The sequence below is a fragment of the Morganella morganii genome, from assembly GCF_041099235.1.
Classification (GTDB): Bacteria; Pseudomonadota; Gammaproteobacteria; order Enterobacterales; family Enterobacteriaceae; genus Morganella; species Morganella morganii_E.
The window spans coordinates 168,282-190,356 of record NZ_JBFZSO010000006.1 but is presented as its reverse complement, the minus strand read 5'-3'; the positions used below and the strand labels follow the sequence as shown (position 1 = coordinate 190,356).

Annotated in this window: 20 protein-coding genes; 8 read left to right on the top strand and 12 right to left on the bottom strand. The window is 52.1% G+C overall.

Annotated elements, in window-relative coordinates:
• Positions 1–13 precede the first annotated feature (13 nt).
• Both glnL and glnG read left to right on the top strand, forming a co-directional pair.
• A complete protein-coding gene (gene glnL, locus AB7038_RS12085; protein WP_186702239.1) occupies positions 14–1,063 on the top strand; it encodes a nitrogen regulation protein NR(II) in 1,050 nt (349 codons plus the stop codon).
• An 18-nt stretch (positions 1,064–1,081) separates the two neighbouring features.
• On the top strand, positions 1,082–2,536 hold the full coding sequence (gene glnG / locus AB7038_RS12080) for a nitrogen regulation protein NR(I) (RefSeq protein WP_368889507.1): 1,455 nt from the start codon (positions 1,082–1,084) through the stop codon (positions 2,534–2,536).
• On the opposite strand, the gene hemN is transcribed toward glnG, so the two are convergent.
• From hemN to yihI, 3 genes are all read right to left on the bottom strand, one after another.
• On the bottom strand, positions 2,533–3,903 hold the full coding sequence (gene hemN / locus AB7038_RS12075) for an oxygen-independent coproporphyrinogen III oxidase (protein ID WP_368889508.1): 1,371 nt from the start codon (positions 3,901–3,903) through the stop codon (positions 2,533–2,535). The genes glnG and hemN overlap by 4 nt on opposite strands.
• Positions 3,904–4,035: 132 nt before the next feature.
• Positions 4,036–4,314: a SemiSWEET family transporter gene (locus AB7038_RS12070; RefSeq protein ID WP_046895005.1), complete on the bottom strand. Its 279-nt coding sequence runs from the start codon at positions 4,312–4,314 to the stop codon at positions 4,036–4,038.
• Positions 4,315–4,577: 263 nt separating this feature from the next.
• Positions 4,578–5,081, bottom strand: a complete 504-nt coding sequence (gene yihI, locus AB7038_RS12065; protein WP_072871450.1) for a Der GTPase-activating protein YihI — start codon at positions 5,079–5,081, stop codon at positions 4,578–4,580.
• A gap of 215 nt (positions 5,082–5,296) precedes the next feature.
• Between yihI and AB7038_RS12060 the strand changes: the two genes are divergently transcribed.
• Positions 5,297–6,769 carry a glycosyltransferase family 39 protein gene (locus tag AB7038_RS12060; RefSeq protein WP_368889510.1) on the top strand — a complete coding sequence of 491 codons (1,473 nt, stop codon included), beginning with the start codon at positions 5,297–5,299 and terminating at the stop codon, positions 6,767–6,769.
• A 65-nt stretch (positions 6,770–6,834) separates the two neighbouring features.
• Here the strand turns inward: AB7038_RS12060 and AB7038_RS12055 are convergent, their stop codons facing one another.
• Together AB7038_RS12055 and fabR are read right to left on the bottom strand one after the other, a co-directional pair.
• Positions 6,835–7,209, bottom strand: a complete 375-nt coding sequence (locus AB7038_RS12055) for a YijD family membrane protein (protein ID WP_004236587.1) — start codon at positions 7,207–7,209, stop codon at positions 6,835–6,837.
• Positions 7,210–7,232: 23 nt separating this feature from the next.
• The gene (gene fabR / locus AB7038_RS12050; protein ID WP_024473636.1) at positions 7,233–7,892 is read right to left on the bottom strand and encodes an HTH-type transcriptional repressor FabR; all 660 of its coding nucleotides are present in this window, start codon (positions 7,890–7,892) and stop codon (positions 7,233–7,235) included.
• A gap of 204 nt (positions 7,893–8,096) precedes the next feature.
• Here fabR and sthA point away from each other — a divergent pair, with 204 nt between their 5' ends.
• Entirely contained in the window at positions 8,097–9,497 is a 1,401-nt protein-coding gene (sthA, locus tag AB7038_RS12045; RefSeq protein ID WP_369453395.1) for a Si-specific NAD(P)(+) transhydrogenase, read from the top strand.
• Here the strand turns inward: sthA and oxyR are convergent.
• The 3 genes from oxyR to AB7038_RS12030 all read right to left on the bottom strand — a co-directional run bounded on the left by oxyR (position 9,494) and on the right by AB7038_RS12030 (position 12,579).
• The gene (gene oxyR / locus AB7038_RS12040; protein ID WP_369453394.1) at positions 9,494–10,405 is read right to left on the bottom strand and encodes a DNA-binding transcriptional regulator OxyR; all 912 of its coding nucleotides are present in this window, start codon (positions 10,403–10,405) and stop codon (positions 9,494–9,496) included. The two genes, sthA and oxyR, sit on opposite strands and share 4 nt — an antisense overlap.
• A gap of 115 nt (positions 10,406–10,520) precedes the next feature.
• The gene (locus tag AB7038_RS12035; protein ID WP_369453393.1) at positions 10,521–11,723 is read right to left on the bottom strand and encodes an MFS transporter; all 1,203 of its coding nucleotides are present in this window, start codon (positions 11,721–11,723) and stop codon (positions 10,521–10,523) included.
• Positions 11,724–11,802: 79 nt separating this feature from the next.
• On the bottom strand, positions 11,803–12,579 hold the full coding sequence (locus AB7038_RS12030) for a helix-turn-helix transcriptional regulator (RefSeq protein WP_369453392.1): 777 nt from the start codon (positions 12,577–12,579) through the stop codon (positions 11,803–11,805).
• Positions 12,580–12,777: 198 nt separating this feature from the next.
• Here AB7038_RS12030 and AB7038_RS12025 point away from each other — a divergent pair, with 198 nt between their 5' ends.
• Positions 12,778–12,999 (top strand): helix-turn-helix domain-containing protein, encoded by a 222-nt coding sequence (locus tag AB7038_RS12025; RefSeq protein ID WP_072871459.1) that lies wholly within the window; start codon positions 12,778–12,780, stop codon positions 12,997–12,999.
• A 63-nt stretch (positions 13,000–13,062) separates the two neighbouring features.
• Here the strand turns inward: AB7038_RS12025 and argH are convergent, their stop codons facing one another.
• The 4 genes from argH to argC all read right to left on the bottom strand — a co-directional run bounded on the left by argH (position 13,063) and on the right by argC (position 17,639).
• On the bottom strand, positions 13,063–14,442 hold the full coding sequence (gene argH, locus AB7038_RS12020; protein WP_368889515.1) for an argininosuccinate lyase: 1,380 nt from the start codon (positions 14,440–14,442) through the stop codon (positions 13,063–13,065).
• 77 nt (positions 14,443–14,519) lie between these two features.
• Entirely contained in the window at positions 14,520–15,743 is a 1,224-nt protein-coding gene (locus tag AB7038_RS12015) for an argininosuccinate synthase (protein WP_369453391.1), read from the bottom strand.
• Between the two features lie 69 nt (positions 15,744–15,812).
• Entirely contained in the window at positions 15,813–16,586 is a 774-nt protein-coding gene (gene argB, locus AB7038_RS12010) for an acetylglutamate kinase (protein WP_368889516.1), read from the bottom strand.
• 42 nt (positions 16,587–16,628) lie between these two features.
• Positions 16,629–17,639, bottom strand: coding sequence for an N-acetyl-gamma-glutamyl-phosphate reductase (gene argC, locus AB7038_RS12005; protein WP_369453390.1), 1,011 nt, complete (start codon positions 17,637–17,639; stop codon positions 16,629–16,631).
• 97 nt (positions 17,640–17,736) lie between these two features.
• Between argC and argE the strand changes: the two genes are divergently transcribed.
• From argE to AB7038_RS11990, 3 genes are all read left to right on the top strand, one after another.
• Entirely contained in the window at positions 17,737–18,897 is a 1,161-nt protein-coding gene (gene argE, locus AB7038_RS12000) for an acetylornithine deacetylase (protein WP_369453389.1), read from the top strand.
• Between the two features lie 197 nt (positions 18,898–19,094).
• The gene (metF, locus tag AB7038_RS11995) at positions 19,095–19,994 is read left to right on the top strand and encodes a methylenetetrahydrofolate reductase (protein ID WP_072871468.1); all 900 of its coding nucleotides are present in this window, start codon (positions 19,095–19,097) and stop codon (positions 19,992–19,994) included.
• A gap of 277 nt (positions 19,995–20,271) precedes the next feature.
• Positions 20,272–22,056 (top strand): autotransporter outer membrane beta-barrel domain-containing protein, encoded by a 1,785-nt coding sequence (locus AB7038_RS11990; protein WP_369453388.1) that lies wholly within the window; start codon positions 20,272–20,274, stop codon positions 22,054–22,056.
• Positions 22,057–22,075 lie beyond the last annotated feature (19 nt).

Genomic DNA, 22,075 nt, shown 5'->3' with positions numbered 1-22,075 from the left:
GAGGTGGATAACAATGAACCCGGATAACAAACCGCAGGCAGAGCAGCTCCTTGATTCACTGATCAACTGTGTCCTGCTGCTGGATAATGATTTGATTATCCGTTACGCCAATCAGTCGGCCATGCAGTTATTCGCCCAGAGTGCCCGTAAACTCACCGGCACACCGCTCCCTATTTTATACAGCTACCTTTCCCTCGATACCGCCACATTGCAGGCCACACTGGCAGAAGGCCACAGCTTTACTGACAACGATGTGACCCTGGTGGTGAATAACCAGATGCACGCTCTTTCGCTGAGTGCCCAGCCGGTATCCGGCGATTTTATTCTGCTCGAACTGACACCGCTCGACAGTCACCGGCGCATTACCCAGGAACAATTACAACAGGCGCAACAGGCCGCCGCCCGTGATCTGGTGCGCGGACTGGCGCACGAAATCAAAAATCCGCTCGGCGGGTTGCGCGGTGCCGCACAGTTGTTATCCCGCGCGCTGCCGGATCCGGCACTTCAGGAATACACACAGGTGATTATCGAACAGGCCGATCGCCTGCGGGCACTGGTTGATCGCCTTCTCGGCCCCCAGCATCCGGGGCAGAAAAGCCTGCAGAGTATTCACCATGTGGCAGAGCGGGTTTTTCAGCTCATCAATCTGGAAAAGCCGGACAATATCACGCTGGTCAAAGACTATGACCCCAGTTTGCCGGAGCTGTCGCATTATCCCGACCAGATCGAGCAGGTTATCCTCAATATTATGCGCAATGCCCTGGAAGCCCTGCACAGCGCCGGCGGCACCATTATTCTGCGCACCCGCACCGCATTCCAGGTAATGCTGCACGGTGAACGCTACCGGCTGGCCGCCAGGATTGATATTGAGGACAATGGCCCGGGTATTCCGCCGCATATCCTGGATACCCTGTTCTACCCGATGGTCAGCGGTCGTGAAGGCGGCTCCGGGCTGGGTTTATCCATTGCCCGCAATCTTATCGATCAGCATAACGGCAAAATTGAATTCAGCAGCTGGCCGGGTCACACCTTATTTTCACTTTATCTGCCAATCCGTCAGTAAGCCTGTTGAGGAGGTCATATGCAGCCGGGAAAAATCTGGGTCGTTGATGATGACAGCGCGATCCGCTGGGTGCTTGAGCGCGCACTGAGCAGCGCCGGTTATACCTGTGTCTGTTTTGACAGTGCTGAAAATGTCCTTGCGGCCCTGAACAGCGGACAGCCGGACGTTCTGATCTCCGATATCCGGATGCCGGGCATGGACGGCCTGTCTCTGCTGGCAGCGGTCAAACAGCATAACCCGTTACTGCCGGTGATTATTATGACCGCCCATTCCGATCTGGATGCGGCCGTGAATGCTTACCAGAAGGGCGCGTTTGATTATCTGCCGAAACCCTTTGATATTGATGATGCCGTCACGCTGGTCGCCCGCGCCCTCGAACATTACCGCGAGCAGCATCTGCCGGTACGGCAGGAGGCAGCAGCCGATCCGGTGTCCGGCATCATCGGTGAATCCGCCGCCATGCAGGAGGTGTACCGGGTGATAGGCCGGTTATCCCGCTCCTCCATCAGTGTGCTGATTAACGGCGAATCCGGGACCGGGAAAGAGCTGGTGGCGCATGCTTTGCACCATCACAGCCCGCGGGCGGATGCGCCGTTTATTGCCCTCAATATGGCGGCGATCCCGAAAGATTTAATTGAATCGGAACTCTTCGGCCATGAAAAAGGGGCATTTACCGGGGCATCACAGGTACGGCAGGGGCGTTTTGAGCAGGCGGACGGCGGCTCGCTGTTTCTTGATGAAATCGGCGATATGCCGCTCGATATTCAGACCCGGCTGCTGCGTGTGCTGGCGGAAGGCCAGTTTTACCGCGTCGGCGGTTACGCGCCGGTGAAAGTGGATGTGAGGATTATTGCCGCCACTCATCAGGATCTGGAACGGCTGGTGGCGGAAGGTAAATTCCGTGAAGACCTGTTTCACCGCCTGAATGTTATCCGCATGCAGCTGCCGCCGCTGCGGGAACGGCCGGGAGATATTCCGCGTCTGACACGTCATTTTCTGCAGAAAACCGCAAAAGAGCTGGGAACAGAAGCGAAAACCCTGCATCCGGATACCGAAGCGCTGCTGATGCAGCTGCCGTGGTCCGGTAACGTCCGTCAGCTGGAAAACGTCTGCCGCTGGCTGACCGTGATGTCCGCCACCCAGGAAGTGCTGCCGCAGGATCTGCCTGCCGACCTGACTATGACTGCCGCCGGAGAACATATCCGCAGCGAGCACAGCCATAATCCGGCAGCCGGCAACTGGGATCAGCAGCTGGCGCAGTGGGCGGATGCACAGTTACGGGCCGGGAAAACCGATCTGCTGGCGGATGCTCTGCCGCTGTTTGAACGTACCCTGCTGCAGTGCGCACTGAATTACAGCAACGGACACAAGCAGGATGCCGCCCGTCTGCTGGGCTGGGGGCGCAATACGCTGACGCGGAAACTGAAAGATGCCGGGATTGATGACACCGCATCAACCCCGGAAACAGATTAAATTACGCGGGAGAACTGACGCTGACGCATCTGGTTGCGCAGATAAGTATCAAAACACATACAGATATTACGGATAAGCAGCCGTCCGCGCGGTGTGACCACCAAAGCATCGTCACGGATCTCAACCAGTCCGTCATCCGCCATTGGCTGCAATAATTGCAGATCTTCGGCGAAATGGGTTTTAAAATTCAGGTTATACTGCTTTTCAATCTGCGCATAATCCAGCCGGAAGTTGCAGATCAGCGCCTTAATCACATCGCGGCGCAGGCAGTCTTCCTCCGTCAGCACCAGACCACGGCACAACCCGTTGCCGCGCTCTTCCACCTGTGCATACCAGGTTTTCAGGTCTTTCTGGTTCTGGGCATAGTGGTCACCCAGCATGCTGATCGCAGAGACACCAAAGCCCAGCAAATCGCACTCCTCATGGGTGGTGTACCCCTGGAAATTACGGTGCAGGATGCCGTTATTCTGGGCGATCGCCAGCTCATCATCCGGTTTGGCGAAGTGATCCATCCCGATAAACTGATAACCGCTGCCGGTCAGATTTTCAATCGTCTGCTGTAAAATCGTCAGTTTCTGCTCTGCGGAAGGCAGATCTTCATCTTTGATTTTCCGCTGGGCGGCAAACAGGTTCGGCAGATGGGCATAGTTAAAGACACTCAGGCGATCCGGTGACAATTCCGCCACCCGTTTCAGGGTAAAGGCAAAGCTCTCCGGGGTCTGTTTCGGCAGCCCGTAAATCAGGTCGATACTGACGGATTCAAACCCGGTTGCACGGGCACGCTCCACCAGCGCAAAAATCGTGGCTTCATCCTGCTCGCGGTTGACCAGGCGCTGCACTTCTTTGTTGAAATCCTGCACCCCCATGCTCAGGCGGTTAAATCCTTCCGCCCGCAGATGGTCGATAACATCCAGCTCTATTTCACGCGGATCGATTTCAATGGAAAGCTCGGCATCCGGCGCAAAGCGGAAATGCTGACGCAGCATGCCGGTCAGACGGCTGATCTGCGCTTTATCGAGATAGGTCGGCGTACCGCCGCCCCAGTGCATCTGATGCACTTCGCGTCCGGCAAACAACGGGGCACGGGCGGCGATTTCTTTCTCCAGCACAGCCAGGTATTCATCCGCCTTATGCTTCTGCCGGGTAACTAATTTATTACAGCCGCAGAAGTAACATAATTTATGGCAGAACGGGATATGCACATATAACGACAGCGGGCGCTCCGGATAGCGGTTTGCTGAGGCGATAAAATCACTGTCACTGTACTGCTGATTAAATTCCAGTGCGGTCGGATACGAGGTGTATCGCGGACCGGAATAGTTATATTTCCGGATCAATGCCAGATCCCAGATGATCGCGTCAGACATGCTCTCCCCTTTGCCTCACCATTGCAGAATTAATGTATTTCCGTTCTCTGACGGTTTTGTGTGCCGCACAGTTTATCGGATCTGCCGCCCGATTAATATGATCGTGCCACAGACGGATAATCAGGCAGATCGCTATAAGGCGGTCAGCATTGCCGCTAATCCGAACAGGACACCGGGGGCATTGGCGACAGCAACCGGCAAATCTTTCACTTTAATGCCGTAAATCACCCAGAGCGTACAGTTAAATGCAGCAGCCAGCGGCTGTAACGGTGATGTTTTATGCCCCGCCAGATTATCCATGATCTGAGGAATATAGGAGACATACATACAGAATGCCGTAAAGGTTGCCACCCAGCCAAGGCAGCGGATAAAGCGGCTGTGATCATGCGGCTGACGTTGTGTATTACTCATTGGAATCTCCCGGAGAACCGTATCAGCATAATCCTGTATTATTCTTCAGAATTATTTATTATTCTCAGTAAGATATCTGCCATGACTGTCACAGAAAAACAGCGCTGATATTGCAGATAACCGCCGCCCGGACGGTATTTAATCCTCTGTTAAGGCAGGCAACACGGCAAACACGTAGGCTTAAAATAAGAAAACCGGCATAACAGTCGCCCGTTACGCCGGTTTTGATGCAGTACCGCCGGTTTCAGCAAAATAACTGAGGATCAGCGCCCTTTCAGCAGTTGCATGATGTCGTCGGTTTTCTCTTCATCATCATCTTCATCAAGAGAAATACCGAGTTTTTCCATCAGCGCATCGATACGCTCCAGCATGGTATCAACGTAGGTGTTTTCTTCTGCGGTCAGGGTTTCGTTGTTCTCAAGGCGCAGCAGCAGTGCATCGAGACGCTCGTCGTTCTCGAGTTTTGCCAGCTCCTCTTCAGGAGACAGTCTGGCTTTGACCGGCTCAGCCGGTTTTTTTACCGCCGGTTTGACGGAGGTTTTACCTTCCGCAAACAGCGGAACCGGTTTTTTACTGCCGATACGCGGGTCAGCAACCGCATTCTCCGCACCACGGCCGGTCTTGCGGGCATCATCCTGCTGACGGGCACCGGACGGATTACCGCGGTGTTTTTTCTGCCGTTTGCGTTCACGGCCTTCCGCGTTGAGCTCCTCACGGCTTTTCTTTGGTGTCCGTGACCGGGATGGTTTTTTTGAAATAGCGGCCATATACCTTACTCGCTTAAAAATAACTGATTAATTTGTGTTAACATTTACCACGTAAATGAACAGTACAAAACTATATTCATGGCTTCCGGGCTGCCCGCAGCCATGACAATGATTCGCTGGCGGCTAGTTTACCCTGATTTCCGTCAAAACGATCCATCATTTCGCCTCCGGGTGAATAATGAACACAGCTATTATTTTAACCAAGATATAGAATTATGCACTTTTCACAACAAACGTCGCACCGGCCTGTCTGGTTTTGGGTCGCTGCTTATGTCACGCTCTGGATTATTGTCAGCTACGGATTGGATCCGACGGTGCCCTACGATGCCGTGGAAGCCCTGAACTGGGGCAAAACCGGTGAATGGGGTGCACCGAAAAATCCGTGGCTGGTCGGTATGCTGATGTACCCGGTCATCGCCTTCCCTGATCTGATTGCCGCCGATTTTTACTGGTATTTTATTCATTTTACCGGCATCGGCATTGGTATGTGCGGGGTATGGTATCTGACACACCGCCTCACACAGCGTTCTGATTACGCCTGGCTGGCACTGTTGTCACTGAATCTGTCCGGGATCATTAATTTCGATTTAATCCCTTATAATGATAACTATATCCTGGTCACCTTCTGGCCGTGGATGCTGTACTTTTTTGTCCGCGCCGTTTATGACAATCCCGCCTGGTGGATTGGTTTTGCACTGACATCCGGGCTGGCGACCATGGGGAAATATTCCACGCTCGCACTCGTCGGGATGGTCTTTCTCTTCACCCTGTTTGTGCCGAAAGCGCGGGAAAGTTACCGTTCCCCCTGGTTTTATGCTGCGATAGCCATCTGGTTTGCACTGGTCGTCCCGAATGTTATCTGGCTGGTAAATAATGATTTTGCCGCCTTTAAATGGGTCGATTCACAGATTAAAACCGGCCTGACCCTGAAAACCACCGGTTCACTGTTTACGGTGTTCTATCCGCTGATCATTATCGCCGTCATTATCCGCCTGAAAGGCGGCTGTTTCGGCTGGCCGGAAGAACAGGCAAAACGGCTTATCAATATCATGATTCTGGCACCGCTCGCTGTAATTTATATCTGGTTCACCTTCCATAAAGGCGGACGTATTACCGAGTGGCTGCAACCTTTTGTTCTGCTGTGCATTCCGGCACTGATCTGCTCTGTGGTCACACCGCCGGTAAAACCGCTGAAAAACGTGATGAACGGGCTGATAGTCTTTGCGGTTATCGTTATCACAGGCTATGCCGCAGTGATGAGCCTCAATATCCGCGATGCCGGGCAAAAAAATATCGGGCTGAAAACCTTTACTGCGGAGGCGGAAAGCTGGTGGGAGCAGGAAACCGGAAAACCACTGAAATACACCGGCGGGGAATACCTGCATGAATGGGTAACGTTTTACGGTAAACATCTGCCGGAAACACTTCAGCCGTGGATCAATGAGTTTGGCCATGATTACCGGGCAACCAATATTTATAATCTGCATGTCACCCGTGATGATATCCGCCGTCACGGTGCTCTGCTGATCGGCAAAATAAACCAGACCTGTGCGGACGAACCGTTTACCGGTGCCCAGGAAGACTGGCCGGATCTGGTTATCGCGAAGCGTAAACAGGTGGTCTATCAGTCACAGCCGGGCGCAAAAGAAGAAGCGGTCTGCCTGGGAATTGTCCGGCCGGAACAATAAAGCAGACACAAAAAAACCCCCGGCAGCGGGTTGCCACCGGGGGTATATTCAGTAAGTTACCGCAATTACTCTGTCACTTCATCCTGCCCGGTGGCACGGCGCTGTTTCATCGCCCGGTAGAGCCACAAAGCAATAATCACAATAAAGACGGCAGAAAAGTAGTTTGATCCGGCTTCCGGATATTCTGCGCGCATCAGGGCGTTATAGGAGAACAGACCCAGGAAGAACGTCCCGGTCACCAGTTTCGGCATGCCTTCCGGCAGCATCTGGTTGAGGTAACGCTGATGGAAACAATAGACCGCAAGGCACAATGCCAGAACCGGAAAAACCGAAAAATGGACTGCGGAATTAAAAAGTGCTGAAAAAGTACCGTGTACTGAAAGCCCGACAATAAACGCGAGCAGTAAGGTTCCTTTGTCACGGCGATGTTGTTCCGTCATAACGTTCTCCTTGGTGATAAGTGCTAGATTAATGGGGTGTTGTAATCGGGGTCATGCATTTTCTCTTGTTCGCGGCGGTACCAGTAATACGCGCCTCTGGCGATCATCCGCAGCTGTAATACCAGCCGCTCTTCCAGGTGCGCCCGCTTTTCCAAATCAATATCCAGTGCTTCCGCACCGGCGCTGAAAACGATGGTCACCATCGATTCTGCCTGCAATTCAGTAAACTGACGCGGCATTTTACTTTCCAGTTCCAGATAGTCTGCCAGTTCTGCAATAAAATGCTGGATTTCCCGTGCGACCGCCGCACGGAATTCCGCGGATGTGCCGGAGCGCTCACGCAATAATAACCTGAAAGCGTTGGGGTTATTACCGATAAACTCCATAAATGTCGCAACTGATGTCCGGATCACACTCCCGCCTTTGGCGATACGCTGACGCGCCTGACGCATCAGCTGGCGCAGCATCAGCCCGCTCTCATCCACCATCGTCAGCCCCAGCTCATCCACATCTTTGAAATGACGATAAAAAGAGGTCGGGGCGATCCCGGCTTCACGGGCAACCTCACGCAGACTCAGACTGGTGAAACTGCGCTCGGCGCTGAGCTGACTGAAGGCAGCTTCAATCAGGGCCCGGCGGGTTTTTTCTTTTTGTTTTGCTCTTACACCAATCACGTTACTCACGGAATTCAGACTCTCAATTTATTCAGACGGATCAATATAACAAACTTAATACTTTTTTCAGTGATGATTAGCTTATGGCCGGTGAAATTCCTGAAAAAAAGATTTTCCGAAGTGTGACCTGTAAACCTTACTAATCATAGGCTGATTTTCCATCTGATGTTAAGATGATGTTGTTAACTTATGTATAAACAGGTTACTTCTCATATGCAACAGAACCAGTTTGACGCCATTGTCATCGGCTCCGGCCCGGGTGGCGAAGGTGTGGCAATGGGACTTGTGAAGCAGGGAAAACGGGTTGCCGTGATTGAGCGTTATAACGACGTCGGCGGCGGCTGTACCCACTGGGGAACGATTCCTTCCAAAGCACTGCGCCACGCCGTCAGCCGTATTATCGAATTTAACCAGAATCCGCTGTACAGTGATAACTCCCGGATTCTGAAATCTTCATTTTCTGAAATTCTGGCGCATGCCGGGCGGGTGATTACCCAGCAAACCGGTATGCGGCGCGGCTTTTACGAGCGCAACGGCTGTACCATGTTCTGCGGCGAAGCTAAATTTACCGAAGAGGGTGATGTCCGTGTGCGTTACAGTGACGGAAGCTGCGATATTCTTCGCGCAGATAATGTGGTTATCGCCACCGGCTCACGCCCGTACTGCCCGCCCGATGTGGATTTCAGCCACTCCCGTATCTATAACAGCGACACTATTCTGTCACTGACACACGAACCGCGCCATGTCATCATTTATGGCGCCGGGGTTATCGGCTGTGAATATGCCTCTATTTTCCGAGGTCTGAGTGTGAAGGTGGATCTGATCAACACCCGCGACCGTCTGCTGGCGTTTCTCGACCAGGAGATGTCGGACGCTCTCACCTATCATTTCTGGAACAACGGCGTGGTTATCCGCCAGAATGAAGAGTATGAGCGGATTGAGGGCACAGATGACGGTGTGATTATTCACTTCCGCTCCGGGAAAAAAGTGAAGGCCGACTGCCTGCTCTTTGCCAACGGCCGCACCGGTAACACGGATAACCTCGGTCTTGAGCATGTCGGGATCACTGCTGACAGCCGCGGTCTCATCAGTGTCAATGATACCTACCAGACCAGCAATCCGGCGATTTATGCGGTCGGGGATGTTATCGGCTACCCGAGCCTCGCCTCAGCGGCCTATGACCAGGGGCGGATTGCCGCCCGTGCTATCACCCATGACGGCGATGCCCCGCTGCATCTGATTGAGGATATCCCGACCGGGATTTACACCATTCCGGAAATCAGCTCGGTCGGTAAAACAGAGCAGCAGCTGACGGCGATGAAGATCCCGTATGAAGTGGGCCGGGCGCAGTTCAAACATCTGGCACGGGCGCAAATCGCCGGGCTGGATGCAGGCAGCCTGAAAATCCTGTTCCACCGCGAAACCCGGCAGATTCTGGGGATCCACTGCTTCGGCGAACGTGCGGCTGAGATTATCCATATCGGCCAGGCAATTATGGAACAGAAAGGTGAAGGTAATACCATCGATTATTTCGTCAATACCACCTTCAACTACCCGACAATGGCGGAGGCCTACCGGGTTGCCGCACTGAACGGACTTAACCGCTTATTTTAAGCAGCAGGCTCCTGCTGGTAATAAGCACACATTTTTGCACTGATAGCCTCTGCCAGCTGGCTGTAACGGCGGCGCAGCGGCGACCCCGGACGGTAAACCAGGATCACTTCACGGAAAGGCTCCGGATTGGTGCAGGAGAGGTAACACACGCCGTCGCGTTTGTGCTCCGGCGGAATCGCCAGATCCGGCAGTAACGTGATACCGCTGCCTGCCGCCACCATATTGCGCAGGGTTTCCATACTCGTCGCCCGGAAGTGGGTATCTTCCCGCGCGCCGGCCTGGAAACAGAACCCCATCGCCTGATCACGCAGACAGTGCCCGTCTTCCAGCATCAGCAGTTTTTCCCCGGCCAGTTCATGCATTTCCACTTCCTGGCGGGATGCCCACGGGTGTTCATCATAAATCGCCAGTTTCATCGGCTCATTAAACAGCGGCTCTTCAATAAAGCTGCCGGTTTCTTTTACCCGCGCCAGAATTGCGCAGTCGAGTTTCCCGCTGTCCAGCTGCGCCAGCAGCTGATGGGTCTGGGCTTCGTGCAGATACATTTCGAGCTTCGGCCACAACCGGTGCAGTTCCGGAATGATATGCGGCAGCAGATACGGGGCGATAGTCGGGATCAGCCCGATATGCAGCGGCCCCGCCATGCTTTCCCCCTGAAGGGATGCCATTTCCTCAAGGATTTTCACTTCCCGCAGAATGGTCCGGGCCTGATCCACCAGCAGCATTCCCTGCTGGGTAAACAGGACTTTGCGGCTGGTCCGCTCCAGCAGCATCACACCCAGTTCATCCTCGAGCTTGCGGATCTGTCCGCTCAGTGTCGGCTGGCTGACATGACAGGCATCTGCCGCCCGGCGAAAGTGATTATGCTCAGAAAGTGCCACCAGATATTCCAAATCCCGGATATTCATGCCTGTGTCTCCGTCTGCGATTAATAGATAAAATCAATTGATAACTATCATAACGCAACTGCATTGTTAGTCGAGCTTAAATCGCAGGACGGGAACAGACAGAAAATCTATAGCGTTACCGGTAAGCATATGCCTTCACATCACTATTCCGCATTAACCGGTAAGAAAGTGCGACGGTCAGACCGGAGGCCGCAATATACACCCCGGCATATGTCAGGTCGTATGACACCAGCCAGCCGATAATTAACGGAGTAAATCCGCCGATCAGGGTGGATGCCAGGTTATATCCCAGACTTAAGGTGGTGGTGTGACCACGGGAAATACCGGCAATCACCGATGCCAGTGTGCAGGAGATGCAGGATGCATTAATGGTCAGGATTAACTGAGCGGTAATGACCAGGCCGGTTTGTTCGCTGCTGAGTAAGAAATAAAGCGGGACAGAAAAAATGACCAGTGCCGCTGACGCGCTTTTAAACACTTTTTCTGCCGAGCTGTATTTATCGGTCAGCCACCCGCAGGTCAGAATACAGCACAGATATAAACAGGATGAAAAAATCGCATAACTGCTTTTCAGGGATTCCGCCCCGATATGATCCCGTACAAGTGAAGAGGACATATTATATGAATAGAATACCGCAGATCCCGGCACGGTCATCAGGAAAATCAGTAATGCCCGCAGGCCGTCAACACGCTTTGTGATAACAGATTGTACCGGCAGTGCCGGTAACCTGGTGCGGAACCAGAAACTCATAATAATATTGAGCACCCCGACCAGCAGCGGGATCCGCCAGCCGACAGTTTGCATCATCTCCGGTGTGAGCATATTTTCCAGTGCCAGCACCAACCCGAGAGACACAATAACGCCGGTAACAGAACTGCCGACAATCAGAGCGGAAATCCTGGCATATTCGTTTTTCTTTGCATCACTGAATAAATATGTCATCAGCGACGGATTTTCTCCGGCAAAGCTGAAAGACAACACCATCTGCAGCAACAGAATCGCAATCGGTGTATAAGAGCCCAGCAAATGAACGGGTAACAGCGCCATACATAATGTCGCAACGCCGGTAATCTGGCTGGTTAAAACCAATGCCGCCTTTTTCCCTGCCCTGTCCGCATAGCGCCCGATAATATAGCCGCCGATCGGACGTGCCAGAAAACGCAGCGCAAATATTCCCCAGACCATTTCGGTCGCTGATTCATAGCCCAGTCTTTCAAGCTCAGCACTGAGATATACGGAGATTGCCGCAAAAACCGCGATATCGTAATACTCCAGTGCATTCCCTGCCACGGCTCCCAGCCGGTATCTCCATTTCATTCTCAGTTCCCTTTGATCCTGATAAAAAGACGGGCTACCCGGCAGCCCGTTCTGTTATTTTGTTATTTATACAGATGGCTTACGGCAGACTTACCAGCGTATCCAGACACGCCAGTGTGATCCCGTTTTCTTTCAGCGCATTAAATACCCCGCCGGACGAGGCATGCGGGCAGCCCAGTTTTTCTTTTATCCGCTGAATACGTTTATGCTCCGATGCTTCCGAACATCCCTGCACTGCACTGATTTCTTTTACTTTACGGTGAGATAATAATAACCGGATGGTGAGGATTTCTTTGCGGGTAAAACGGATATTGCCGAAACGCATATATTGGTGGATATCTAAAATATCAGCAGAGTCATTATTTATCCGATCACTTTCATTATCAGATTTATTTATTTCTGCCCGTAATGGCAAAATCAATTCTTCTTTTTTCTGCCAGAGTCTGTCTGCGTAATCAGAAATAACTGGTTTCCATTTATAGATGGTCATCATATCCGCGACAGATAATTTTTTTCCTGAATTGATGGACACAATCTCAAATAAATCACCGTGCTTCGTACAGAAATCCACTTTGAACTGACTATTTTTCCCTTTTCGTAAAACCGCTCTGTATTCATCACTGTAGTTACTCCAGTACTGCATTCCTGCACTCAGGCGTTCCCCGATACGTAAATCCATATCATCCCCCCAGAATGTCAGTAACCAGTCATAGTCACTGGACAATACATTGACGGATTTTTCAGAAAGATTAATTCTGGAATAATTAATCCCCATATCATTCCAGTCAAAATATTGAGAAAAATCATTTGTCAGATTATTACATAATTCTTCCATTGCGATACTTTGAATATTCATATTATTCCCTGTGCAAGTGTATTCACGTTGAATCACTTTAATGTTTAGCATAGTGAAATGAAATTTCAACCCCTCAATTTACCCGTATTTTAAAATTTATAATTTAACTTACCCTTTAATTTCAGAACTAACATTACTAATTAGCATGATATTAAATACTCACTAAATTTAGTCAGATTAATTAATAAAGGAATAAATATGAATAAAGCACAAGACTGGCATCCGGCGGATATTATTGCCGCCATCAAAAAAAGAGGAACATCATTGTCGGCACTGTCGCGTAATGCCGGATTACGGCCATCGACACTGAATAATGCCCTTGCCCGGCGCTGGCCGAAAGGCGAAAAGATTATTGCGGATTTCCTGAATGTATCACCAGCTGAAATATGGCCTTCGCGTTATATGCAAAAAATATACTGATGATAATAAATAAAAACCCCGGATCACGGGGAACAGAGCGTGATCCGGGGACAATGCATTATGTTACACCAGTTTCAGCCGGGTTTTGGCTTCACTGATGGCCGCAGCCACCTGCTCCGGTGAAACACCGCCTTTCGCGCAGCGTTTTTCCAGACAGGACTGAAGTGACAGGATGTCATACACATCCAGGGCAATCACCGGACTGAATTCCTGCAATTCTGTCAGCGGTATTTCTTCCAGTGCCACGCCTTTTGCTATCGCGCCGACCACCACTTCGCCGACAATATGGTGCGCCTCGCGGAACGGAACACCTTTTGCCACCAGGTAATCCGCCAGTTCTGTCGCGTTGGCATAACCCTGTTTGGCCGCTTCCTCGCAGCGCGGGCGTTTTACCTGAATGCCTTCCAGCACCAGAGCCGCCATATGCAGGCAGTCCAGCCAGCTGTCGAGTGCATCAAACAGCCCTTCTTTGTCTTCCTGCATATCCTTGTTATAGGCGAGCGGCAGACCTTTGAGGGTCATCATCATACCGGTCAGTGCCCCCTGCACCCGGCCGCATTTACCACGGATAAGCTCAAGGGCATCCGGGTTCTTTTTCTGCGGCATCAGGGAAGAGCCGGAGGTGACGCGGTCAGATAATTCAATAAATGCCGCTTCGCCGCTGTTGAAGAAAATCATATCTTCAGCAAAACGGGAGAGATGCACCATGCTGATCGCCGCATCACTGAGCAGTTCCAGCACATGGTCACGATCAGACACACTGTCGAGACTGTTACGGGTCGCACCGGCGAATCCCAGCCAGCCGGCCAGTTGTTCCCGGTCGATGGCATACGCGGTTCCGGCCAGTGCGCCCGAACCGAGCGGGCTGTAATCAAAACGCGCCAGGGCATCGCGGACACGGCTTTCATCCCGTGCCAGCATTTCACTGTACGCCAGGCACCAGTGAGCAAATGTCACCGGCTGTGCCCGCTGCAAGTGGGTGTAACCCGGCATCACCGCATCCTGATTCTGCTCCGCCGTCAGCACCAGCGCCTGCTGTAATTCCTGTAATGCCGCGAGGATCTGACTGACCGCCTCTTTGCACCACAGTTTTAAATCGGTTGCCACCTGGTCGTTACGGCTGCGTCCGGTGTGGAGTTTTTTTCCCAGATCACCGACTTTGCCGATCAGTTTGCCTTCCACCCAACTGTGGATATCTTCCGCATCACTACGCAGAATGGCACGCGGGTCGGCCTGCACTTCCGCCAGCAGCTCATTCAGTGCCTGCTCCAGCGCCGCCTGCTCCTGTGCGGTCAGCACATTGACCGTCACCAGTGCTTTCGACCAGGCCACAGAGCCGGTGATATCCTGCTCCGCCAGACGATAGTCGAATCTCAGCGAGTCGTTGAATTGTTTGAACCGTTGATCTGCTTCCTGACTGAAGCGTCCGCCCCACAGTGCCATACTTTTTCCCTTTCTGTTTTTAATGATAAATCAGTCTGATACACATCCCTGTGCGTAATCTCCCTGTCTCCCGCCGGTTATTTCTGCGCTTTCAGTGCACGGATCCGCGAGGAGAGTGAATACAGACGGATAAAGCCGCCCGCATGGCTGTGGTCGTACACGTCATCTTCGCCGAACGTGGCGAACTCTTCGGAATAGAGGCTGTTGACGGATTGTTTCTGGATCGCCGTGACCTGTCCTTTATAGAGTTTCAGCACCACTTCACCGCTGACCTCTTCCGCCAGGGAATCCGCCGCTGCCTGAATGGATTTACGCAGCGGGGCAAACCAGCGTCCGTCATACACCACATAGGACATTTCCAGGCCAATCTGCTGACGCCATTTGAAGCTGTCACGGTCGAGGATGATCTCTTCCAGTCCGCGCAGTGCCGCCATCATGATGGTGCCCCCCGGGGTTTCATAACAACCGCGCGATTTCATCCCCACCAGCCGGTTTTCAATAATATCGATCCGGCCGATACCGTGTTTCGCACCCAGTTCATTCAGGGCATTCAGGCAGTTATACGGAGACAGCGCTTTGCCGTTCACCCCGGTGACTTCACCGGCCTTAATGGTGACAGTGACCAGTTCCGGCTGATCCGGCGCTTCCTGCGGATCGGCGGTCCATACCCAGCAATCCGCATTGGACTGATTCCACGGGCTTTCCAGTACGCCGCCTTCGGTGGAGATATGCCATGCGTTTTCGTCACGGCTGTAGATTTTTTCCAGGGACGCGGTGGTCGGGATATTACGGACTTTCAGGTAATCCAGCAGCGCCTCACGGGAACGCAGATCCCACTCACGCCATGGCGCAATGACTTTCAGCTGTGGTGCCAGGGCGGTGTAGGTGCCCTCAAAACGCACCTGGTCATTCCCTTTGCCGGTTGCACCGTGTGCCAGGGCATCCGCACCGACTTTCAGTGCCAGCTCCACCTGGGCTTTGGCGATAATCGGCCGCGCCATCGAGGTGCCCAGCAGATATTTACCTTCATACAGTGCACCGCTTTTCAGCACCGGATAAACAAAATCTTTGATAAATTCTTCGCGCAGATCGACGACATAGCAGGAAGATGCCCCGGAGTTCAGTGCTTTCTGCTCAACACCATCGAGATCTTCCGCGCTCTGGCCGATATTGGCGACAAACGCCACCACTTCGCAGTTATCATAGTGCTCTTTCAGCCACGGAATAATCGCCGATGTATCCAGACCACCGGAGTAAGCCAGTACGATTTTTTTAATGCCTGTTTTTTTTGCCTCTGTCATAACCCTGTCCTTTCAGTAAATGTTATCCGCCGCTGCGGAGTGATTCTGTCAATGTGCTGATAATCCGGATTACGCGGAAATCCGCGTGCCGATGGCTTCGCCATCAAATAATAAATGCAGTTGATCCGCATGACGCCAGGAGGCGATATCCACCGGCCGTCCCAGTGTGGCCGCAGCTTCCAGCGCCGCATTCACTTTTACAATCATGCCGTCGGTGATAATGCCGTCGTCGATCAGTTTCTGTGCATGTACACCATCGAGTGCTTTGATTTTCTGGCCTTTGCCGTCCAGGATGCCGCTGACATCCGACAGCAGGACCAGATCCGCGCCCAGCGTTTCCGCAATGGCGGTGGCCGCCTGATCCGCATTCACATTCATCAGCAGCCCGTCTTCCGTGATACCGATGGAGCTGATGACCGGCAGAAAACCGTTGTTCAGTAACAGATTCAGCAGAGCCGGGTTGCCCGGTGCCGCTTTGCCGACATGGCCCAGTTCGTCACTTAATGACGTGACTTTGACACTCTGACCATCCCCGAGACACAAACCGGTGCCGTTAAGCTGATAACGGGTCGCCCACGCCAGCAATGTTTTGTTGGCACTGCCCGCCAGCGCCCCGGTGATAATGTCTATCTGATCCGCCGGCGTGACCCGCAGTCCCTGCTTTTTCACCACCGGTAACTGTAATTTCGCCATCAGTTCATCCACCACGCACCCGCCGCCGTGAACGATGACGATGCGGCGGTCATTTGACGCCCGGTATGCGGCCAGTGCGGTGAATAAACGCCCGAGAGCTTCTTCGCTGTCCAGTAACACACCGCCTAATTTGATGACTAATGGTTCCATTTCTGTTTTCCGTCAGATAAAAAAGTGAGCCGGGCTGTCTGCTTACTGTGGCAGCAGGGACAGCGTTTCATTAAAGCCAAAACGAATATTCATGCACTGAACCGCCTGAGCCGCCGCACCTTTGAGCAGATTATCCTCTGCACCGACGACAATCAGATGCTCTCCCTGCACGGCAAAGCCCAGATCGCAGAACGGCTGACCAACAACGGCATTCAGTGCCGGTACGCCGCGGTCATACACCCGCACCAGCGGTTTGTCGTCATAGGCCTTGTGATAGGCCGCGCTGATCTGCTCTGCGGTAACGCCGCTTTTCAGTCTGCAGGTAATAGTTGCCAGGATCCCGCGTTTAAAGTTGCCGAGATGCGGGGTAAAAATCACCGGCGTGCCGAGATGCGCGGCAATTTCCGGCTGATGCCGGTGAGTAAACAGCCCGTAGGGTTGCAGACTCACCTCACAAAAACTGTTATTCAGCGCGGCTTTACGCCCCGCGCCGCTCACACCGCTGGTGGCATTAATCACCGGCCATTGGGTCAGATTCAGTAAGTCATTATCCAGCAGCGGTTTCAGTGCCAGCTGAGAGACGGTCGGATAACAGCCCGGCACCGCAACCAGCTGCGCGGTGCGGATGTTGTCATGCTGCCATTCCGCCAGGCCGTACACCGCCTGTGCCAATAAGCCGGTATGTTTGTGTTCAAATCCGTAGTATTGTGGGTAAAAATTATCCTGCTGAACGCGGTAAGCGCCTGAAAGATCAAACACCGTGCAACCCCCCGCGAGGAAAACCGGGACGAGGTCATGGCTGACTTCATGGGCGGTGGCCAGGAACACCACATCGGTATTTTGTGCAGCGGCGACCGGGTCTGTCAGCGGCGCCAGCGGCAAATCCACCAGGCCCCGGAACTGCGGGTGCAGATCCGAAAAGCATTTTCCGGCATCGGCACTGTTGGCGGATACCATCAGGCCGGTCAGTTCCGTCTGCGGATGGCGTTGGATATAAGCCGCGAGCTCTGCTCCGGTATATCCGCTGGCACCGATAATCAGCGTTTTCAACATAAGTTATCTTCACCTTGTACCTGAAACACAAACAATGTATTTTTATTCACATAAACTGCATGAATATTGATACTATTATGACTAAAGGCTGTCAACAGTGAATATTAAATTACCTGCATTTATTGAGATTTATCGTCAGCTCATCGCGGCACCTTCCATCAGTTCCACGGAAGCGGAATCTGATCAGAGCAATGAAACTGTTATCAATCTGCTGGCGACCTGGTTTGAAACCCTGGGGTTTGATGTCGAGGTACAACCCGTTCCGGAAACACGCGGCAAGTTCAATCTGCTCGCCAGTTTCGGGGATGGTGACGGCGGTCTGCTGCTGTGCGGTCACACTGATACCGTTCCGTTTGATGAAGGGCGCTGGAGCAAAGATCCCTTCACCCTGACTGAACAAAACAACAAACTGTACGGGCTGGGAACAGCGGATATGAAGGGCTTTTTCGCTTTTATCCTCGACGCGCTGCGCGATATCAGTGTGAAAGATTTGCAGCACCCGCTCTATATCCTCGCCACCGCAGATGAAGAGACCACCATGGCCGGGGCTCGCTATTTTGCCGCCAATGCAGCAATCCGCCCGTCCTTTGCCATTATCGGCGAACCCACGTCGTTACAGCCGGTGCGGGCGCACAAAGGCCACCTCTCCAATGCTATCCGCATTACCGGCCAGTCCGGCCACTCCAGTGATCCGGAGCGCGGCGTCAATGCGATTGAGCTGATGAATGAATCCATCACTCACCTGATGTCGCTGCGTAACGAGCTGAAAGAAAAATTCAATAATCCGGCGTTTGTCATTCCGTATCCGACCATGAATTTCGGTCATATTCACGGTGGTGATGCAGCAAACCGTATCTGCGGCTGCTGTGAATTACATATGGATATCCGGCCGCTGCCGGGCATGACCCTCAGTGATATTGATGACATGCTCAATACCACGCTGGAGCCGGTGAAACAGCGCTGGCCGGGACGGCTGGCGATTGAGGAGCTGCATGCGCCGATCCCGGGTTACGCCTGCCCGACGGATCATAAAATGGTCGGTGTGATTGAAAATCTGCTCGGCGAAAAAGCGCAGACCGTAAATTACTGCACCGAAGCACCGTTTATTCAGGATCTGTGCCCGACCCTGGTGCTTGGCCCGGGTTCAATTGAACAGGCGCATCAGCCGGATGAGTTTCTCGAAACCCGCTTTATTGAGCCGACCCGCGAGCTTTTGACTCAGCTTGTCACCCATTTCTGCTGCAAAACTCCCGAATAATTCTTCTCAGCGGACAGCCCGCCTGTCCGCGCTTTTCCCCTCATCATGACAATCTTTCATGCAGTGCGTGAGAAACCCTCACCCGCACTGTGACAATTAGTGGTTGACGTTTAACCAATTCATCCCGTAATCTACATCCAGACGTCTAAACGTATGGACATTCAAATAATCACGGATGGATAACTGCGGGGGCAGCGATGAGTTTTTTACATATAGACCAGCACGAAGCACTGAATCAGAACCTGGCAGAACTGGCCGGTCGTGTGGCCGTATCCTTTGAATTCTTTCCGCCGGGCACACCGGAAATGGAAAAAACCCTGTGGCAGTCCATCGAACGCCTCAGTGTGCTGAAACCGAAATTTGTTTCCGTCACTTACGGGGCGAACTCCGGCGAGCGGGATCGCACTCACTCCGTGATTAAAAGTATCAAAGAGAAAACCGGGCTGATTGCTGTTCCGCACCTGACCTGTATTGATGCCACCCGTGATGAGCTGAAAACCATCGCCAAAGATTACTGGGACAACGGCATCCGCCATATTGTGGCGCTGCGCGGTGATTTGCCGGACAGCAGCAGCAAACCGGATATGTATGCCGCTGACCTGGTCGGATTGTTAAAATCGGTCGCCGATTTTGATATTTCCGTCGCCGCTTATCCGGAAGTACATCCGGAAGCACGCAGCGCGCAATCGGATCTGATTAACCTGAAAAAGAAAATTGATGCCGGCGCAGACCGCGCTATCACGCAGTTTTTCTTTGATGTCAGTACCTATCTGCGTTTCCGTGACCGCTGCGCGGCGGCAGGAATTGATGTGGAGATTGTGCCGGGCATTCTGCCGGTCTCTAACTTTAAACAGTTACAGCGCTTTGCCGGAATGACTAACGTCCGCATCCCGGGCTGGCTCGGTACCATGTTTGAAGGGTTGGATGATGACCCGGAATCCCGCAAGCTGGTCGGGGCTTCCGTAGCAATGGAGATGGTGAAACTGCTCAGCCGTGAAGGCGTGAAAGATTTCCACTTCTACACCCTGAACCGCGCGGAACTGACTTACGCTATCTGCCATACCCTGGGTGTCCGCCCTGCGGCCTGTGTGGCATAAAACATAACGATATCATTGAGTAATCATTGGTATCGTTAAATTGTTTCGCATTTGACGTTATTTTCAATCATCACTAACCTAAATAACCATAATATAACTCCGCTGCGCTATATCTCACTCTTTATCCGTCATTGTTATATTTCACTTATGTATCACTACCGCACTTCCTGCATAATACCCGGCAAACAGGCTGTAAAAACCATAAGAATGTTTATTCTTTTTCACTCTCTCTCAGTGTGATGCTTGTCGTCACGGATATCAGCAGGTCAGAAGTCACATGAAAAAATTAGTGTTAGTTTGTTTAATTGAAGCAGCTATTGCGGGCTATTCTGCCGGGACAATGGCGGATACCCAAAGTAATATTATAAAACAAACAGAAAGTATTACCGTTAACACAGGCCAGACAATGGCTGGTGCGATTGTTGAATCAGGTGGTGAACTCTTCATTGACGGCGGAACCCTGACAGGCTCAGCCACTATCAGAGATGGTGCAGTTCTGACTTTCGGACCTGATAGTATTTCATCAGGTACGCTTGAGATAGAAAAAGGCGGCAAAGCCGATATCTATAATAATGATTCAACAGATATTAATGTAACAACACATAATCCGGTTAAGTCCGGTAATGTATCAGTCAGTCACCTTCGTCTGGCCGGAGAATTACAGGTCGCACCCGTCTGGCATGTTCCGGATGGATATGACGATGACGCTGATGAAAGTATTTTTGCTAAAACGCCGGATAGACCCGGTCAGCCATTAGTAACAACAATCCATACCCTGGAAATGCAGGGCGGACAATTAATTACCGTTCCATATTACCCGGCCGCCCAACCTAACCGCATTGAAATTGATACATTATCCGGACATGGTGATTTTATGCTCGCTACTGAGCTGGCAAATGGCTGGGGCGACTTTATTAATGTCAGCAAACGCGCTACCGGTAATTTTAAGATTAATATTCGTGATACCGGTTCAGAACCGGTAAATGCATCTGACCTTAGTGTCGTTCACGTCAACAGTGGTGATGCGGTATTTAAACTCTCTAACGATGACGAAATGGTTGAACTGGGTGCTTACCGGTACACATTAGAAAATAAACAATCCGGCGAAAGCACTGACTGGTACTTACAGGGTAAACGCTCAGACGCCCTGAGTTACAGCGCCAGAGGCGTTATGGCAATGGCGGCAGCACCACGTCAGGTATTACAGGCGGAATCCGTATCCCTGCAACAGCGTCTGGGGAATTACTACAGTAACCCGCAGCACAGCTACGGATTATGGACCCGCTATCTGCATGATAACACCCGTCTGAATGATAAAAACGATACCGCGTTTAAAAACAAACTCGACGGTATGCAGATTGGTGTGGATAAACCGTTCCGTCTGGAGGATTCCACCGTACTGGTTGGTGTATTCACCGGCTTCAGCCACAGCAAAGTCAGCACCTCTGATTATGGCAACGGTACGGTTGAAAGCTGGCATGGCGGCCTTTACGCCACCTGGCTGCACGACAGCGGTTTCTACGCAGATACCATGCTCAAAGGCAACCGTCTGGACAACAGTAATAACGGCCGGATGAAAAACGGCAGTGCCGCCCGTGGCGATTATCATCAGAATGCCTTTACTGCCACTATCGAAAGCGGATTTAACTATGAAATACTGCCGGCTCTGACTGTACAGCCATACGGCAAACTGCAGTATGCGCGGATCGGCAGCGCGGATTATCAGTTAAGCAACGGTATGCGTGCTGATATTCACAGTGCGGACAGTTTTCAGGGAGAAGCCGGTACACTGATTTCCACCTCATTTGATGTCAGCAGTGCCGTGCTGAAACCGTATGCCCGCCTGGCAGTGGTTCATGAGTTCACCAAAGAGAATGATGTGACCATTAACCGCGCCAATACCTTCAGCAACGATTTCTCCGGCAGCACCGGTAAATACGGTCTGGGACTGGATGCACAGATCACGCCGCAGGCGGCATTCTATACTGAAATCAATTACCTGAAAGGCAATAAGAGTGAAACACCGGTCAGTGCGGATCTCGGCTTCCGGGTACGTTTCTGATCCATTAATTCAGTCTGTG